At 68.0% G+C, this 17,489-nt stretch carries 14 protein-coding genes; 3 read left to right on the forward strand and 11 right to left on the reverse strand.

The features are described from left to right. Positions 1 to 191 precede the first annotated feature (191 nt). On the forward strand, positions 192 to 3,179 hold the full coding sequence (locus BUR28_RS17065; RefSeq protein WP_074221206.1) for a calcium-binding EGF-like domain-containing protein: 2,988 nt from the start codon (positions 192 to 194) through the stop codon (positions 3,177 to 3,179). Positions 3,180 to 3,213: 34 nt separating this feature from the next. Here BUR28_RS17065 and BUR28_RS17070 read toward each other — a convergent pair. From BUR28_RS17070 to BUR28_RS17120, 10 genes are all read right to left on the reverse strand, one after another. Next, positions 3,214 to 4,403, reverse strand: a protein-coding gene (locus tag BUR28_RS17070; protein WP_139307446.1) for an IS3 family transposase whose coding sequence is annotated in 2 segments (ribosomal slippage) — positions 3,214 to 4,151 and positions 4,151 to 4,403 — 1,191 coding nt in all. Because the reading frame shifts where the segments join, the coding sequence is not laid out codon by codon here. Continuing rightward, positions 4,348 to 4,638, reverse strand: a complete 291-nt coding sequence (locus BUR28_RS19675) for a transposase (protein WP_139307607.1) — start codon at positions 4,636 to 4,638, stop codon at positions 4,348 to 4,350. Before BUR28_RS19675 ends, BUR28_RS17070 begins: the two co-directional genes overlap by 56 nt. A gap of 61 nt (positions 4,639 to 4,699) precedes the next feature. Beyond that, the gene (locus BUR28_RS17085) at positions 4,700 to 5,065 is read right to left on the reverse strand and encodes a helix-turn-helix domain-containing protein (protein ID WP_074218885.1); all 366 of its coding nucleotides are present in this window, start codon (positions 5,063 to 5,065) and stop codon (positions 4,700 to 4,702) included. A gap of 85 nt (positions 5,066 to 5,150) precedes the next feature. Continuing rightward, positions 5,151 to 6,083, reverse strand: a complete 933-nt coding sequence (locus tag BUR28_RS17090; RefSeq protein WP_074221207.1) for a 2-hydroxyacid dehydrogenase — start codon at positions 6,081 to 6,083, stop codon at positions 5,151 to 5,153. Position 6,084: 1 nt separating this feature from the next. Beyond that, positions 6,085 to 7,230 carry a rod shape-determining protein RodA gene (rodA, locus tag BUR28_RS17095; protein WP_074221208.1) on the reverse strand — a complete coding sequence of 382 codons (1,146 nt, stop codon included), beginning with the start codon at positions 7,228 to 7,230 and terminating at the stop codon, positions 6,085 to 6,087. Beyond that, positions 7,227 to 9,173 carry a penicillin-binding protein 2 gene (gene mrdA, locus BUR28_RS17100; protein WP_074221209.1) on the reverse strand — a complete coding sequence of 649 codons (1,947 nt, stop codon included), beginning with the start codon at positions 9,171 to 9,173 and terminating at the stop codon, positions 7,227 to 7,229. Before mrdA ends, rodA begins: the two co-directional genes overlap by 4 nt. After that, positions 9,170 to 9,709, reverse strand: coding sequence for a hypothetical protein (locus BUR28_RS17105; RefSeq protein WP_074221210.1), 540 nt, complete (start codon positions 9,707 to 9,709; stop codon positions 9,170 to 9,172). The genes mrdA and BUR28_RS17105 overlap by 4 nt, the downstream gene beginning before the upstream one ends. Then, the gene (mreC, locus tag BUR28_RS17110; RefSeq protein ID WP_074221211.1) at positions 9,702 to 10,622 is read right to left on the reverse strand and encodes a rod shape-determining protein MreC; all 921 of its coding nucleotides are present in this window, start codon (positions 10,620 to 10,622) and stop codon (positions 9,702 to 9,704) included. Before mreC ends, BUR28_RS17105 begins: the two co-directional genes overlap by 8 nt. Positions 10,623 to 10,658: 36 nt before the next feature. Beyond that, positions 10,659 to 11,696: a rod shape-determining protein gene (locus BUR28_RS17115; protein WP_074221212.1), complete on the reverse strand. Its 1,038-nt coding sequence runs from the start codon at positions 11,694 to 11,696 to the stop codon at positions 10,659 to 10,661. A 235-nt stretch (positions 11,697 to 11,931) separates the two neighbouring features. Next, a complete protein-coding gene (locus BUR28_RS17120; RefSeq protein WP_074221213.1) occupies positions 11,932 to 13,491 on the reverse strand; it encodes a 2-isopropylmalate synthase in 1,560 nt (519 codons plus the stop codon). 320 nt (positions 13,492 to 13,811) lie between these two features. Between BUR28_RS17120 and BUR28_RS17125 the strand changes: the two genes are divergently transcribed. Then, the gene (locus BUR28_RS17125; RefSeq protein WP_074221214.1) at positions 13,812 to 14,477 is read left to right on the forward strand and encodes an SDR family NAD(P)-dependent oxidoreductase; all 666 of its coding nucleotides are present in this window, start codon (positions 13,812 to 13,814) and stop codon (positions 14,475 to 14,477) included. Beyond that, complete coding sequence (locus BUR28_RS17130) at positions 14,471 to 16,000, forward strand: cryptochrome/photolyase family protein (RefSeq protein WP_074221215.1); 1,530 nt, start codon at positions 14,471 to 14,473, stop codon at positions 15,998 to 16,000. The genes BUR28_RS17125 and BUR28_RS17130 overlap by 7 nt, the downstream gene beginning before the upstream one ends. 13 nt (positions 16,001 to 16,013) lie before the next feature. On the opposite strand, the gene BUR28_RS17135 is transcribed toward BUR28_RS17130, so the two are convergent. Beyond that, complete coding sequence (locus BUR28_RS17135) at positions 16,014 to 17,441, reverse strand: MORN repeat-containing protein (RefSeq protein WP_083626704.1); 1,428 nt, start codon at positions 17,439 to 17,441, stop codon at positions 16,014 to 16,016. Positions 17,442 to 17,489: the final 48 nt, after the last annotated feature.

Genomic DNA, 17,489 nt, shown 5'->3' on the forward strand with positions numbered 1-17,489 from the left:
TGCCACGAGGCATGTAATGAAGCTTTCTTGCCCGAGCTCAATACGGTCGGGCGACTTGGCGGTGACGACGGCATTTTCAATGCGTTGATGTCACCAACCGCAATCTGAACTTGACGAGCCTGCGTGATCGAATCGCCTATTTGTGATAGTCTCATATTATAGAATTTCCGTCCGGCATTTTGGAGCAAGCTATGGAGCTTCTTTCCCGCCTTTTCACCATGACGGCGTTTTTCATGGCGGGGCTCGCGGCGCCATCGATGGCACAGGAGCTGAACCGGACGCAGTACCTCTATCCCGCCCGGTTCCAGTGTGGCGCCTCGATCGAGGAGTTTCAGGAGGGCGTAGTTAACGGCCGCCATGCCACAGTGATTTCGGTCTACAACCCGTCCGATAAGCCCGTGACGCTCGAAAAGTCGGTTGCGCGCGGCCTGCCGTTTCAGCGGTCGGAAGCGGTGACCAAACATCAGGAGGATAGTATCGCAGGCCTGTCGGCCATCGAGATCGAGTGCGACGAGATCCGGATGATGCTGCCGCAATCCATGACGGCGCAGTTCCGGTCGGGGTTCCTCAGGCTTCTGTCGGACACGGCGTTGACCGTGGTCGTGACCTATTCCTCGCGCCCGGGCGACGGCGGCGTCTCGACCATCGACGTCGAGACGGTCCAGGGAATCGAGATCACGCGTGAGCGCAACCCCGAGCCCCCGCCGCCGAAGGTGCCGATGTGCGATCCGTCCAGTGCCGAAAGCTGCGGCAACGGCGGAAAGTGCGTGCGCCGGCCCGAAACCGACCAGACGTACTGCGAATGCCGCGACGGCTTCGCTGGGCCGCTGTGTGAGGCCAACCTCAGGCCGCTTCGAAAACGCCTAAACGCGAGCCCGGCGGAGTTTCCGACGCTCCGCCTGCCGGAACCCGAGCGCACCGGCAGCCGGTCGCGCAGCCTGGTCATCGACGTTGATCTCGACAGCCAATGCGCGTGGGAAGAGACGCTACCGATCGACCGGGCTGGCGTCGCGCAGCTGATGGTCGGCACCGGGGGGGGAGGCACCGGAGACGGCTGGACTTTGGAGCTGACCGACCCCGACGGCGCGCCGCACGCCCTGTCCCCGCCCTTCACCGACGACGAGGCGCTGAACGAAATGCCGTCGGTCGCCTGGCGCGTATCCTTCGACGTGACCGGCGCCTGGACCGCGGCGATATCTTCCCCCGCCGGCTGCGCGCCGGGAGAAAAGGGGTTCTTCGGCCTGCACCTGACGCCCGACCCGGATCAGGCGGATGCGGGAACGGGGCTTTATGCCTATCCGAACCGGCTGGATCTGGTCGAGGATCAGCCTGTGTTCCTGGCAGCGTACGCCTATGATTTGACTGCGTTTCCCGATTCCGTCCTGCCCGAGAACGGCCCCGCGCCCGACCCGTCCTTCCTCTCCGCGCCGGAGGCGCTTCCCGCCGTCGTCGAGGAGGCGACACTAACCGTGCGTCAACCCGACGGCACGCTGTTGGCGCCGCAGCCGATGCAGGACAACGGCGCGGTGGGCGACGGCGCGCCCGCCGACGGGATCTTCGGGGGGCCCATCGCAGTGCCCGAACCGGGCATCTATACCGCGCTCGTCGAGATCGCGGGAGAGCGCGACGACGGCACGCCCTTCCGCCGCAGCCTCGAGATTGCAGTGCCGGTCGCCCAGCGCTCCATTTCGATCGACCGAACCGCGACGTTCGTCGACGGGGGCCCGAGCGGTCGGCGGCTGAGGGTGCTCGTCCCCATCGAGATCGTCGGCGACGTGACCGAGGACGATGTCAACGATAGCGAATACTTCGTCGCCTCCGAGATCTGGGGAGAAGACCAGGACGGCAGGCGCCTGCCCGTCGCCTGGAGCGGCTCGCTCCGCGTGCCGTTCATCGGCCCGGTAGCGGATGGGCCTGTGGTCAGCCAGACCGAGGTCGACCTCGATGGACAGTGGATCTCTAACCTGCGTTTTCTCGGCCACGACATCAAGCGGCTGTTCTTCGAGCGCACCCGGATCCACGAGACAGACACCGGCATCCCGATCTCGGTGATCCCGGTCGGCGAGCAGGAAGAGATCTCTCTGTCGGAGGACGCGGAGGCTTGGCTCGCGTCGCAGAACGACGGGTTCGTCGACCCGCTCGACGACCGCGAGATGACCGAGGGCGCGTCACCCGAGTTTCTCGCCGAGTTGGCCGACCTGGCCGCGGCCGGCGTTCTCTTGAGCGAGGGTCGGATCGTCACGGTGCATGGCTGGTGCGGGCGCTTCGACGACTGGAACGGCGAGAGCTTCGGCGGCGCAGCGCGGCATCTACCGTTCGCGGCGTGGTACACCGGCCGCGAAGACATCGATTTCGGCGGCGGCGCGCCGACGATCCGGCCTGCGCAGATCCGGGTGAACACGATGGCCGATGATCTAGCGGCGTTCATCAACGATCCGTCGCGGACGGTGCCCGTCGCTGCGGTCGTGGGGTATAATCAGGGCGGCGTCGCACTTCTTCACATGATGGCGAACACCTGGACCGGCCTCGACAACGCGTTCGAGGCGGTTGAGAACGAAATCGTCGGGGCGTATCTGCCCGCGCAGGCCCATGCCGGGCCGTTCCACGGTACCGGCTTCATGAGTTTCGGTCCGATCCGCCGGTTGGTGGCCGAGGCGGTGCGGGCGGATCAGTACGACTGCACCTTCGGCCAGTATCCGGTGCGGCTAGCGCCGATCGGCTCGTCATTTCATATGTCGAGCATCCCCGCGGGTGCGAAGCGTAAGATGCAGGTCTACCGCCAGCACCACACCTCCCGGAAGTTCAAGCGGCGCTGGTGCAAGTTCGGGCGCAGCACGCTGATTATTTCGGGCACTGACGACGGCTTCGTGGATTTCGAGCGCCAAGACCACCGGGCGGAACTGAAGCGGTCTGAGGCGGAGTCGGAGGAGAATTTTTGCGAGCTGCAGGACGCGCCAGGGGAGCTCTGCGCAGGGCAGCTCTTCTCGGCTCTCGAGCCGTATCTGGGCACGCCCACTGGGGTAGTAGAGCCAGAGGCCCGCAACCGCGATCGCTGCTTCGCGGGCAGGATGCGTCACGGCGTGATCACGGGCCCGATAAGCGGCAGCGAGGGCGCGGACCATACGGCGTTCTGCAGGGCAACATTCATGGGACTGATCGACTTCGGAGCGGACTGTTGAAATGCCGTCTCGACGATGACCTGCCACTGATCTTTCATCCAGCCGCGACCGGAGCCCGGTTGGTGTTTACGCCAAATGGCGCGGGTTGAGCAATCGCCCGACGCGCGGAGCTCTCATCTCGCGCAGCGGGTCGGGCGATTGCGGTGGTCAGGGTCTGCGCGTAGTCAGCCGGGGTCTGATAGCCCAAGGCCGAATGGGGGCGCTCGGTGTTGTAGTCGGCGACCCAAGCGGCGATCAGGTCGCGGGCATGAGCGAGGTTACGAAACAGCGTCTCGTTCAAGAACTCGTCCCGCATCCGGCCGTTGAAGCTCTCGACAAAGCCATTCTGCATCGGCTTGCCCGGCGCGATGTAGTGCCATTCGATCCGGTTCTCGGCGCACCACTTCAGGATCGCGTTCGAGGTCAGTTCCGTCCCGTTGTCCGACACGATCATTCCCGGCTTGCCGCGACGTTCGATCAGCGCCGTCAGCTCCCGCGCGACGCGCCGGCCGGAGATCGACGTGTCCGGGATCGCGGCGAGGCATTCGCGCGTGACGTCATCGACGATGTTCAGCACCCGGAACCGCCGCCCGCACGCGAACTGGTCATGGACGAAATCCAGTGACCAACGGGCATTTGCGCGCGCCTCGACCAGGATCGGGGCGCGGGTGCCGATGGCCTTGCGCCGCGCGCGCCGCTTGCGGACGGTCAGCCCTTCCTCGCGGTAAAGCCGGTAGATACGGTTGATCCCCGAGGGCTCGCCCTCCCGCCGGAGCAGGACGAAGAGCCGCCGGTAGCCGAACCGCCGACGCTCGTTGGCAAGCTCCCGCAACCGGCCGCGCAGTTCCGTGTCGGGTGCGCGTTGCGACCGGTAGCGGATCGTCTTCCGATCCGCGCCGGCAATCTGGCACGCCCGTCGTTCCGACAGCCCGAACCGGGCCTTCAGATGCGCGACCGCCTCGCGCTTCACGACGGGCGTCACCACTTTTTTGAAACCAGCTCGCGCATCGCGGCCAGATCCAGCATCTGCTCCGCCAGCAGCTTCTTCAACTTGGCGTTCTCGTCCTCGAGCGCCTTCAGCCGTTTGGCCTCTGACACCGTCATGCCGCCGTATTTGGCTTTCCAGTTGTAGAACGTCCCCTCCGACATGCCGTGCTTGCGGCACAGATCGGCACACTTCGCCCCGGCCTCATGCTCGGCCAGGATGCCGATAATCTGCTCTTCGCTGTATCTCGTTCGCTTCATTGTCCGTCCCCTCCTTGGGTCGGACTCTAATCGCAGGTGGAGGAAAAATCCCGTGGCAGGTCACGTCGAGCCGGTCGTGGCGCAGGGCCGCGACGAAGGTCTGGGTGCGCCAATGTCCGAACGGCGCGTGATCGACGAGGCGCTGCCCGAACGGGGCCCAGCCGGTCGTCCTGGCCATGTTGGTTTTGACCGAGGTCTCGTCCACAAAGGCCAGCCGGTCCAGATGGTTGGCCATGAAGGGCTGGCGTTTCGCGATCCAGATGCGCCGCAGATCGGCGACATCCTTGCGCTTCTGCTCAAGCGCCTGCAGGTCTTTTTTCGTGCGTCAGACCAAGCCCGCGCAGCACCCGCCAGATCGTGCCGCGATGGACCTCGATGCCATGGGTTTCGGCCAGCTCAACGGCCAATTCATCGAGCGTGATCTCGCCATTGGCGGCGACGCGGGCTTCGATCCAGCCGGTCACGCCCGCAAGCTTGCCGTGCCCGCCGCCATTGCCTTGGGGCCGGGGCTTGAGTGATCCGGTCTCGCGACGCAGTTTGATCAGCTCGTTCACGAACTTCGGCGATACCCGGAAGTGCCGTGCCGCTTCGCGATGCCCATGACCTTCGTCCACGAACGCGACGACACGCTCGCGTAGCTCTATCGGATGTGGTTTGCCCATCTATGACCCCCATATCTACCTCAAAGAGACGGAATCACATCACGGCCAATCTGGGAATCCTGAATCCGAAAGCCGGCGACACGCTCTAATAGCCGAGCCCGCGGTCGACCAGGAACAGGAACGGCTCGCCCGCCTCGCCGCGGCGGATGTTCTCGGCGATCACCCGCGCGGCGCTGGCGGGCCGGGTTTCCGAGGCGATATGGGGCGTGACGGTCACCTTGGGATGCGTCCAGAACGGGTGATCCGCAGCCAGCGGCTCCTCGCGGAACACGTCCAGCGTGGCGTGCCCCAGCCGTCCGCCATCCAGCGCGGCCAGCAGCGCCTGCTCGTCGACCAGCGCACCGCGGCCGGGGTTGATCAGAACGGCCCCCTCGGGCAGCCAGCCCAGCCGCGCGGCATCCATCAGCCCCTCGGTCGCCCCGGTCAGCGGCAACAGCGTCACCACGATCTCGGCGCGTTCCAGCGCCGGGCGCAGGCCCGCGTCCCCGTGGAAACAGGCGATCCCGTCGATCGCGCGCGGGCTGCGGCTCCAGCCGGTCACCGGAAAGCGCAGCGCGGCCAGCGCGCGGGCGCAGGCCGCCCCCAGCGCGCCCAGCCCCAGCACCGCCACCTGCCGGTCGCGCGCGAGCGGCGGCACCACTCGGGTCCAGCCCGGGGCCTCGGGCGCGACGTAGCGGTCCATGCCGAGGTGATGGCGCAGCACATGGCCGGTGACGTATTCCACCATCCCCTCTTCCAGGCCGGAATCCACCATCCGGCAGAGCGGCTGGGTCAGGGTCCGGTTGGTCACGATGGTCTCGACGCCCGCCCAGAGGCTGAGCACCGCCTTCGCCCCGGTGAAGGGCGTGAAATCCGACAGCCCGCCGTTCGGCGCGTAGACGATGTAATCCACCGTTTCGGGGGCGTCGGTGTCGGTGACGATCCGCGCCTCGACGCCGGCCTCGCGCAGGGCGCGGGTCAGCGGTCCCTCGTAATCCGTCCAGCGCCCCGCGGGCGCGGAGAACAGCACCGTCAGCATCCTAACGTCCCCTCGGCCTGTGAATATGCGCGCTCTGCACCAGGCCGAAGGCCGCCATCAGCACCAGCATCGCCGACCCCCCGTAGGAGACCAGCGGCAGCGGCACGCCCACGACCGGCGCCAGCCCCATCACCATCGACATGTTGAGCGCGAAGAACAGGAAGAACGTCGCCGCGATCCCGAGCGTCAAGAGCGACGAGAACCGGTCCTTGTTCTTCAGGGCGGAACTCACGCAGAACACCAGGATCAGCACGTAAAGCGCCAGAAGCGACACCCCCCCGAGAAAGCCGAACTCCTCGGCCAGCGTGGTGAAGATGAAGTCGGTATGCTTCTCGGGCAGGAAGTTCAGCCGCGATTGGGTGCCTTGCATGAAGCCGCGCCCCGACCAGCCGCCCGAGCCCAGAGCGATCTTGGACTGGGTGATGTGATAGCCGGCGCCCAGGGGGTCGGTGCTCGGGTCTAGGAAGGTGTCGATCCGGCGATACTGGTAGTCTTTCAGAAGCTGCCAGTCGGTGCCGCGGCTCAGGAACACCGCGGTCACCAGCCCGCCGCCCAGCGCCCCGACCACCGCGAAATAGAGCCAGTGGACCCCGGCGAGGAACATCAGGATCCCGCCCCCGGCCATCAGCAGCAGCGCGGTGCCGAGATCGGGCTGTTTCAGCACCAGGACGGTCGGGATCAGGATCAGCACCACCGGCATCAGCACGAACACCGGGCGCGAGACCTTGTGGATGTCGAGCCAGTCGTAATAGGCGGCCAGCATCATCACGAGGGTGATCTTGGTCACCTCCGAGGGTTGCAGCCGGAGGAACCCGAGGTCGATCCAGCGCTGCGCCCCCATGCCGACAGCGCCGAACAGCTCCACCCCCACCAGCAGCAGCACCGACAGCGCGTAGGCCAGCGCCGCCATGTTGCGCCAGAACCAGATCGGCACGAAGGCGACGGCGAACATCGCCACGAGGCCCAGCGCGAAGCGTTCCGCCTGCGGCTCGGCCCAGCGGGCGACATTGCCGCCCGCGACCGAGGTCAGCATCAGCAAGCCGATGCCCGCCGCCGCGCAGAGCAGCAACACCAGCGCCCAGTTGACATAGAGCACCTTGGACAGCCCCGTGGGCACCCGCTTGACGGTATACTCCAGGTAGCTCACGCGCGGCTCCGTCCGCCCGAGGCGGGCGTGCCGGGATCGCGCAGCGGCAGGTCGCGCAGCCTCTCCTCGATCTGCCAGCGCTGCCGGTCGGGATAGGCGTCGAGCGGCGGCACCTCGCCGTAGAGCGCGCGCAGCGTGATGTCGCGGGCCACCGGCGCGGCCGCGCTCGACCCGCCGCCGCCATGTTCGACCACGACCGCGACGGCGATCTTCGGGTTGTCGGCCGGCGCATAGGCCACGAAAAGCGCGTGGTCGCGCCGCTCCCAGGGCAGGTCCTCGTTGCGGAACACCCCCGCGGCGCGTTCGGCGGCGGTGATGTTGCGGACCTGGCTGGTGCCGGTCTTGCCCGCCATCGCCATCCCCTCGGCCACCACGCGCGACCGGCGCGCGGTGCCGCGGCGCGAGTTCACCACCGCGTCCATCGCGCGCCGGATGCGGGCGAGGTTGGCGGGGGTGATGTCCAGCGGCTCGGCCGGCGCGGGGGGCTGTTCGATCCCGTCGATGGATTTCACCAGCCGGGGGCTGATCCTGCGCCCCGTCGCGATCCGCGCGCTCATCACCGCCAGTTGCAGCGGCGTGGCCAGCACGTAGCCCTGGCCGATCGAGGCGTTCAGCGTGTCGCCGATCCGCCAGTCCTCGCCGTAGCGCGCGCGCTTCCACGCCTTGTCGGGCGCGATGCCGGTGCCCACCGCCGACAGCGGCAGGTCGTGACGCTCGCCGAGGCCCAGCTTGCGCGCCATCTCGGCGATCCTGTCGATCCCGACGCGCTGGCCGACATCGTAATAGTAGACGTCGCAGCTCTGCTGGAGGCTCTCCAGAAGGTTCATGTGGCCGTGGCCGCCGCGCTTCCAGCAATGGAACCGCCGCGCGCCGAGCTTGAGGAATCCCGGGCACCAGACGGTTTCGTCGGGCGTCACCTCGCCCGCCTCCAGCGCCGCCAGCGCGGTGATCATCTTGAAGGTGGAGCCCGGCGGGTAGGCGCCCTGCACCGCCTTGTTCGACAGCGGCCGGTAGGGCGTGTCGGTCAGCGCGCGGTAATCGGCGACCGAGATGCCGCGGACGAACTTGTTGGGATCGAAGCTCGGCGAGGACGCGATGCCCAGAAGGTCGCCGTGCTCCAGGTCCATGACCACGACCGCCGCGCTGTCCTCGCCCAGCCGCGCCTGGATGAAGTTCTGCAGCCCCGCATCCACGGTCAGCTGCAGATCGCTGCCCGGTTCGCCCTCGACCCGGTCGAGTTCCCGGATGACGCGGCCGGCGGCGTTCACCTCGATCCGGCGGGTGCCCGCGCTGCCGCGCAGCTGGGCCTCGTGCTTGGCCTCGACCCCGGTCTTGCCGATCTGGAAGCGCGGGATCTGCAGCACCGGGTCTGGGTCCTCCAGCCGGTCGAGGTCGTAATCCGACACCGGCCCAACATAGCCGACGACATGGGCGAAATCGGGCCCCAGCGGATAGTGCCGCGACAGCCCCACCTCGGGCGTGATGCCGGGCAAGACAGGCGCGTTCACGGCCACCCGCGCCACGTCCTCCCACCGCATCCGGTCGGCGATGGTCACCGGCACGAAGGGGCTGTGGCGGTTGATCTCCTTGATCGCGCGCTCGATGGTTTCCGCGTCCAGCGGCACCAGGCGCACCAGCCGCGCCAGCGCCTCTTCCGGGGCGCCGGCATCCTCGCGCACCACGACGATGCGGTAATTCTGCTCGTTCCCGGCCACGACGTGACCCACGCGGTCGTAGATCAGCCCGCGCGCCGGCGGGATCAGCCGGATGTTGATCCGGTTCTCCTCGGCCAGCAGGCGGAACTCGTCGGCCTGCGTCACCTGCAGATGCCGCATCCGCAGCGCCAGCGCGGTGACGAAGATCGCCTGCGCCCCGCCCAGGATCAGGGCGCGGCGCCCGACCCGGCGCCCGCTTTCCTCGGTGTCCTTGGGCGAGCGTTTCATCCGGCCAGCCCCCGCGGGTCCAGCTCGCCCGGCGTCACCCGGCGCACCCCGATCAGGTAGCGCGAGGCGGCGGCCACCAGCGGGTAGGCCAGCACCGTCATCACCGCCTGCACCGCCAGCAGTCCGAAATGCGCCTCGGGCACGCCGGACAGCACGAGAACCGTCCACGCGCCGAGGAAGATCGCGACGATGGTGGCCGTCGTCAGCATCCATTCCGAGCCGAAGGCGGTCTCGACCGACACGTTCTGGCGGGCGCGCAGGAACTCCGCGCCGATCAGCACCAGCGCGGTCAGGAGGCCGGGGGGGCGCATCAGCAGCATGTCCAGCATCAGGAAGACCGCCGCGATCAGCCAGGGCGGCAGGTAGTCCGGCCGGCGCTGGATCCAGGCCAGCGTCAGGCACAGCATCCATTCCGGGCCCGGCAGCAGCCCCGCGCGCGTCTCCAGCGGCAGGATCTGCACGAAGACGACCGTCGCGGCGAGCCCGACATAGACCGCGCGGTAGAACCAGCGGTCGAGCGTCAGCGGATCAACCATCGCCCGCCTCCCCGCCAAGCGCGGCCGCGGGCAGGGCGGGGGCCGGCCCGATGGGCGCGGGCGCCACCAGCGCGCCGGGGTCGCGGATCACCTCGTTGGCATGGCTGCGCAGCACGCGCAGGAATTCCAGCCGGTCGTATTCCGCCGCCAGCCGGGCGCGCAGCCGCTGATCGCGGCCCATCGCGACATGGCCGACCAGCAGCCCCGCCGGGAACACGCCCCCGTCGCCCGAGGACACCACCCGGTCGCCGGGGCGCACCTGCTCGGGGTCCTCCACGAAGTCGAGCACCGGCGCGGCGGAATTGTCGCCGGCCAGCACCGCGCGCTGGCCCGAGGGCTGCACCGTCACCGGCACCCGGCTGTTGGAATCGGTCAGCAGGATCACCCGCGAGGTGCTGTGCCCCACGCCCGAGATGCGGCCCACCAGCCCCAGCCCGTCGGTGGTGGCCCAGCCGTCGAGGATGCCGTCGCGGGCGCCCACGTTCAAGAGCACCGACTGCCGGAAGGGCGAGCCGCTATCGGCCAGCACCACGCCGGTGACATAGGTCAGCTCGGGGTCGAGCCGCACCTTGTTCAAGTCCAGCAGCTTGGCGTTCTCCTGTTCCAGCTGCAGCGCCGCCTCCTTCCACGCCTTCATCTGGCGGAGTTCCCGGCGCAGCTCCTGGTTCTGCTCGGCGAGGCGGGCGTAGGACTGGAACCCCTCGATCAGTTCCGCGGTCTTGGTCACCGGCACCAGCGCCCAGTCGAAGCTGGGCACCACCGCGTCGACCAGCGCCGCGCGAAACCGTTCCACCCGCGGGCTGTCGATCCGCCACAGCACGAACAGCGCCAGCAGGCAGACCACCGTGCCGCCGATCAGGATGCGCCGGATCGGGCGGGCATAATCGAGCTGTGCATTGCGGTCTGCGGCCAAGTCTGCCTCTCTCAGGGCGCGCGGCCTGCCCGGGCTCTAGCTTTCGTAATCTATCACATGCCGGAGCTGTTTTTCATATTCCAGCGCCTTGCCCGTGCCCAGCGCCACACAATTGAGTGACTCGTCGGCGACCGAGATGCCCAGGCCGGTCTGCTCGCGCAGCGCGAGGTCGAGTTCGCCCAGCAGCGCGCCGCCGCCCGTCAGCATCACGCCGCGGTCCACGATGTCGGCGGCGAGGTCGGGCGGCGTCGCCTCCAGCGCGACCATCACCGCCTCGCAGATTTGCTGCACCGGCTCGGCCAGCGCCTCGGCCACTTGCGCCTGGTTGATCTCGATCTCCTTCGGCACGCCGTTCAGCAGGTCGCGGCCGCGGATATGCATGCTGGCGCCGCGCCCGTCATCGGGCATCCGGGCCGAGCCGATCGAGGTCTTGATGCGTTCGGCGGTCGCCTCGCCGATCAGGATGTTCTGCTGGCGCCGCAGGTAGTTGATGATGCCGTCATCCATCCGGTCGCCGCCCACCCGGATCGAGCGGGCATAGACGATGTCGCCGAGCGACAGCACCGCGACCTCGGTGGTGCCGCCGCCGATATCGACGACCATGCTGCCGGTCGGGTCGGTGATCGGCATGCCGGCCCCGATGGCCGCGGCGATGGGTTCGGGGATCAGACCCGCACGCCTTGCGCCCGCGCTCAGCACCGACTGGCGGATCGCGCGTTTCTCGACCGGGGTCGCGCCGTGGGGCACGCAGACGATGATCTTGGGCTTGGTGAAGGTGGTGCGCTTGTGGACCTTGCGGATGAAATACTTGATCATCTCCTCGGCCACGTCGAAATCGGCGATCACGCCCTCGCGCATCGGCCGGATCGCTTCGATGCTGCCGGGGGTCCGGCCCAGCATCAGCTTGGCGTCCTCGCCCACCGCCAGCACCTGCTTGCGGCCGTCCTTGACGTGGAAGGCCACGACCGACGGTTCGTTCAGGATGATGCCGCGCCCCTTGACGTAGACCAGCGTGTTCGCCGTCCCGAGGTCGATCGCCATGTCCGACGAAAACAAACCGCCAAGTCCTGCCATGTCCGGGTCACCTGCACTGCATTTCAGGCCCCCGATTCCCCCACGCGGGCCGAAAGCCGTTATAGGCGCATGGGGGGCAGGCGGTAAAGGGCGCAACGGTTAAAGAACAGCGCCTTTCCGCCGCTTTCACTTTTGCGACTTATCCGCCGGGTAGCCTGCCGAAATCACCGCCTGGAATTGCATTTTTCCGACAATCACCCCCGGCGCCGTCCGCGCCGGGGGCAAGCGGGCGGCCTCACCCGGCGGCGCGTGCCTCGTCCGGCCGCGTCTTCTCGCGCCGCACCGCCAGGCGGTTCAGCGCGTTCACATAGGCCTTGGCGCTGGCCACAACGGTATCGGTATCGGACGCCTGGCCGGTCGCGATATGGCCGTCTTCCTGCAGCCGCACGCTGACGGTGGCCTGCGCGTCGGTGCCCCCCGTCACCGCGTGCACCTGGTAAAGCTCCAGATGCGCGTTGTGGGGCACCAGTTGCTTGACGGCGTTGAAGGTCGCGTCCACCGGGCCGTCGCCCTGGGCCGTCACCCGGTGTTCCTTGCCGTCGATCGACAGGATCAGGTCGGCCGATTGCGGCGCCTCGGTGCCGCAGATCACCCGCAGGAACTTGACCTGCACCCGGTCGTGTTCGGCATCCAGGTCGCTGTCGCGCATCAGCGCGATCAGGTCGTCGTCATAGACCTCCTTCTTGCGGTCGGCGAGCGCCTTGAACCGCACGAACACGTCCTTGAGCTGGTTGTCGCCCAGGTCGTAGCCCAGCTCCTTCATCTTCGCGCGCAGCGCCGCGCGGCCCGAATGCTTGCCCATCACCAGGTTGGTGGCGGTCAGGCCGATATCCTCGGGCTTCATGATCTCGAAGGTCTCGGCGTTCTTCAGCACGCCGTCCTGGTGGATGCCGGATTCGTGGGCAAAGGCGTTCTTGCCGACCACCGCCTTGTTGTACTGCACCGCAAAGCCCGACACCGTCGCCACCTTGCGCGACAGTCCCATGATCTTCGTCGTGTCGATGCCGGTGGTGAAGGGCATGATGTCGTTGCGCACCTTCAGCGCCATCACCACCTCTTCCAGCGCGGTGTTGCCGGCCCGTTCGCCCAGCCCGTTGATCGTGCATTCGATCTGGCGCGCACCCGCCTCGACCGCGGCCAGCGCGTTCGCCGTCGCCATGCCGAGGTCGTTGTGGCAATGGGTGGCGAACACGATCTCGTCGGCGCCCGGCACCCGCTCCAGCAGCATGGCGATCAGATCGGCGCTTTCGCGGGGCGCGGTATAGCCGACCGTGTCGGGGATGTTGATCGTGGTCGCGCCGCAGCGGATCGCGGTTTCCACCACCCGGCACAGGTAATCGCGCTCGGTCCGCGTGGCGTCCATCGGCGACCACTGCACGTTGTCGCAGAGGTTGCGCGCATGCGTCACCGTCTGTTCGATCCGCGCGACCATCTCGTCCTGCGTCAGCTTGGTGATGTCGCGGTGCAAGGGCGAGGTGCCGATGAAGGTGTGGATGCGCGGACGGCGCGCGTGGCTGACGGCCTCCCAGGCGCGGTCGATATCGGTTGGGTTCGCGCGGGCGAGGCCGCAGATTACCGAGGTCTGCGCCAGCCGGGCGATGTCGCGCACCGCCTCGAAATCGCCCTCCGAGGCGATCGGGAAGCCCGCCTCGATGATGTCGACGCCCATCTCGTCGAGCATCGCGGCGATTTCCAGCTTCTCGTCATGGGTCATGGTCGCGCCGGGGCTCTGTTCGCCGTCGCGCAGGGTGGTGTCGAAGATCAGGACGCGGTCCTGGTCGGATGCATTGGTCATGGCTGAATCTCTCGTCTGAACCTTAGCCGTAGGGGGTGATGGCGCTTTGGGCGTGATCCTCTGAGCGGTCGCGCCGGAACGGCACGCTCAGAGGCGGCTAAGGAGAAGCAGAAGGCCAAGGGGCAGGGCGCGCGGCAGGCGCGCGGCGGCCGGGGCGATATGGGCTTGGCGTTGCATCGCGGCGCAGTATAGGGGCAGCGGGGGGCGAGGAAAAGGCCCTTTCGTCGCGGGGCGCGGGACGCGGCGTGCGCCTCCGGCGGGGATGTTTTTGGCCAGAAGAAGATTGCTGGGCCTGCGCGCGGCCCTAGCTGGGAGCCGGGATGGAACGGACCTTGGTCATAGGGGCGAGCGGCGGGATCGGCGCCGCGCTGCGGGACGCGCTGGCCGCGCGGCCGGGCGCGGTGGTGGCCCTGTCGCGGTCGGGCGACGGGCTGGACGTGACGGACGAGGCGAGCGTGACGCGGGTGCTGGGCGCGCTGGAGGGGCCGTTCGACCTTGTTTTCGTGGCGACGGGGGTGCTGGAGGGCGCGGGCCGCCCGCCCGAGAAGGCGCTGAAGGAGCTTTCGCCGGAGGCGCTGGTCGACCAGTTCCGGGTGAACGCGGTCGGGCCGCTGATCCTGCTCAAGCATCTCACCCGCCTGCTTCCGCGCGACCGGCGCGCGGTGGTCGCCGCGCTCTCGGCGCGGGTGGGATCCATCGGCGACAACCGGCTGGGCGGCTGGTATTCCTATCGCATGGCGAAGGCGGCGCTGAACCAGGGGCTGCATTCGGCGGCGATCGAACTCAAGCGCACGCATGAACGGGCGATCTGCGTCGCGCTGCACCCGGGCACGGTCGCCACGCCCTTCACCGCGGCCTATGCCGGGCGCCACAGGACCGTGCCGCCCGAAGAGGCCGCGGCGAACCTCCTGCGCGTCATCGACGGGTTGAGCCCCGCCGACACGGGCGGTTTCTTCGACTGGGCGGGCGAACGGGTGGTGTGGTGAGCCGCCTGGTCCTGGTGCTGGGCGATCAGCTCTCGCCCGGCCTCTCGGCGCTGGCCGAGGCGGACAAGGCGCGCGATCTGGTGGTGATGGCCGAGGTGATGGACGAGGCCACCTATGTCCGCCACCACCCCAAGAAGATCGCCTTCTGTTTCGCCGCCATGCGCAAGTTCGCCGCCCGGCTGGAGGCGGAGGGCTGGCGTGTCGCCTATACCCGCCTCGACGAGGACGACAACCGCCAGTCCATCGTCGGCGAGCTTTTGCGCCGGGCCGAGGCCGAGGGCGCCGACGAGGTGCTGGCCACCGAGCCCGGCGAATGGCGGCTGATCGAGGCGCTGAGCCACGCGCCGCTGCGGGTGCGCCAGCTTTCCGACACCCGGTTCATCGCCTCCCATGCCGAGTTCGACGCCTGGGCCGACGGGCGGAAATCGCTGCGGATGGAGTATTTCTACCGCGAGATGCGGCGCAAGACCGGTCTGTTGATGGCGGGCGACGACCCCGCGGGCGGCAAGTGGAACTTCGACCACGAGAACCGCAAGCCCGCCTCGGACGACCTGTTCCGCAAGGGGCCGCCGCGTTTCGCGCCCGACGAAACCGTGGACGCGGTGCTCGACCTCGTCGAGAAACGCTTCCCCGACAATTTCGGCCGGCTCCGCCCGTTCTGGTTCGCGACCGATGCGGAGCAGGCGGGCCAGGCGCTCGACCATTTCCTGGCCCATGCGCTGCCCTCGTTCGGCGACTACCAGGACGCGATGCTGGAAGACGACCGCTTCCTCTATCACGCGGTCATTTCGGTCTACCTGAACGCGGGGCTGCTCGACCCGCTGGAGGTCTGCAAGCGGGCGGAACGGGAATACGAAGAGGGCACCGCCCCGATCAACGCCGTCGAAGGCTTCATCCGCCAGATCCTCGGCTGGCGCGAATATGTCCGCGGCATCTATTTCCGCGAAGGCCCGGACTATCCGCGCCGCAACGCGCTGAACCACCAGCGCAAGCTCCCCGGCCTCTACTGGGGCGCCGAGACCAGGATGAACTGCCTCGCCCACGCCGTCGCCCAGACGCGCGACGAGGCCTATGCCCACCACATCCAGCGGCTGATGGTGACCGGCAATTTCGCGCTGCTCGCGGGCATCGACCCCGCCGAGGTCCATGACTGGTACCTGTCGGTCTATGCCGACGCTTATGAATGGGTCGAGGCGCCGAACACGGTGGGCATGAGCCAGTTCGCCGACGGGGGCATCATCGCGTCGAAACCCTACGTCTCGTCGGGCAATTACATCTCCAAGATGTCCGACTATTGCGGCGGCTGCGCCTACAAGGTGACGCAGAAGACGGGGGAGGGGGCCTGCCCGTTCAACCTGCTTTACTGGTACTTCCTCGACCGCCACCGCGCGCGGTTCGAGGGCAATCCGCGCATGGCGCAGATGTACCGGACCTGGGACCGGATGGATGCCGACAGGCGGCGCGCGGTGCTGGACGGGGCGTCGGACGTGCTCGACCGGCTGGACCGGGGCGCGACGGTCTGAGCGCCGCGCCCGCCTATTCCGTCGCGGCCGCCTCGGCCCCGGTGGTCAGCACGCCGTTCTGCCAGTTCCCGGCCCGCACCTCGCCGTCGGAATAGCGCATCACGCCCTCGCCCTCGTACTTGCCGTCGGCGAACATGCCCTCGTAGACATCGCCATTGGCATAGGTGGCCTCGCCGGGGCCGTCGAACTTGCCCGCCTTCCAGCCGCCGGTATAGCTGAACCCGTCGGGCATGGTGATCGTGCCCTGGCCGTCGCGCTGGCCCTTCACGAACCGGCCGGTATAGACCGAGCGGTCGGCGTAGGTCGCCGTGCCCTCGCCGTGGCGCAACCCGTTCTGCCACGCGCCGGTATAGGTATAGCCGCCCTCGTGGGTCATCGTGCCCTGCCCGTGATAGGCGGCGTCCTTGAACTGTCCCTCGTAGACGAGCCCGTTGGGAAAGGTGGCGCGGCCCTCGCCCTCGATCACGCCGGCCTTCCAGTCGCCCTCGTAGGTGGACCCGTCCGCATAGGTGACCTTGCCCTGCCCATGGGGCAGGTCGTCCAGGAACTGGCCCGTATAGACCGACCCGTCGGGATAGGTCAGCCGGCCCTCGCCCTCGATCCGGCCCGCGACCCAGTCGCCTTCGTAGCGGTAGCCGTCGGCGCCGATGAAGGTGCCCGTTCCGTGGCGCTTGTCGCTTTGATACGCGCCTTCGTAGACGTCGCCATTGGCATAGGTGACCTTGCCGGTCCCGTGCCGCTCGCCATCGACGAAGAGCCCTGCGTAGGTGTCGCCGTTGGGCTGGGTGAGCGTGCCGAGCCCGTTCATCTCGCCGTTCTTCCAGGCGCCGGAATAGGTCAGCCCCTCGGGCGTGGTCAGCGTGCCCTTGCCCTCGCGCTGGTTGGCCTTCATCTCGCCTTCGTAGACGCGCCCGCCGGGATAGGTGATCTTGCCCTTGCCCTCCTTGGCGCCGTTCACCCAGGTGCCCTCGTAGACATAGCCGTTGGGGCTTTTCATGGTGCCGACGCCGTGGTGCACGGCATTGCGGAACTCGCCCTCGTAGCGCACCCCGTTGGCATAGACGGCGACCCCGGTGCCGGTGATCTTGCCGTCCTCCCATTCGCCCTCGTAGGTGCCGCCGTCGGCGAAGGTGATCTTGCCGATCCCGTGCGGCTTGCCGTCCAGGAATTCGCCCTCGTAGACCGAGCCGTTGACCAGCCGGGCGACGCCCTCGCCCTCGATCCGGCCCTCGACCCAGTCGCCGGTATATTCGTAGCCGTTCGGCAGCCGGTAGGTGCCGCGCCCGTGCTGCTTGCCGTCCTTGAAGGTGCCTTCGTAGATACCGCCGTCGTCGTATTGACGGGTGACGACGTCTTCGGTCTGCTGGGCGGCGACCACGCCCGCCCCCGTCAGGACGCCCGCCAGCGCCAAGCACGCGATTGCCTTGCCAGCCTTCTGCACCTGAGCCCCCTTCGCCCAATCCTGCCCGGACCTCGTGAAAGCGGGGAA

The organism is Rhodovulum sp. ES.010 (assembly GCF_900142935.1).
Classification (GTDB): domain Bacteria; phylum Pseudomonadota; class Alphaproteobacteria; order Rhodobacterales; family Rhodobacteraceae; genus Rhodovulum.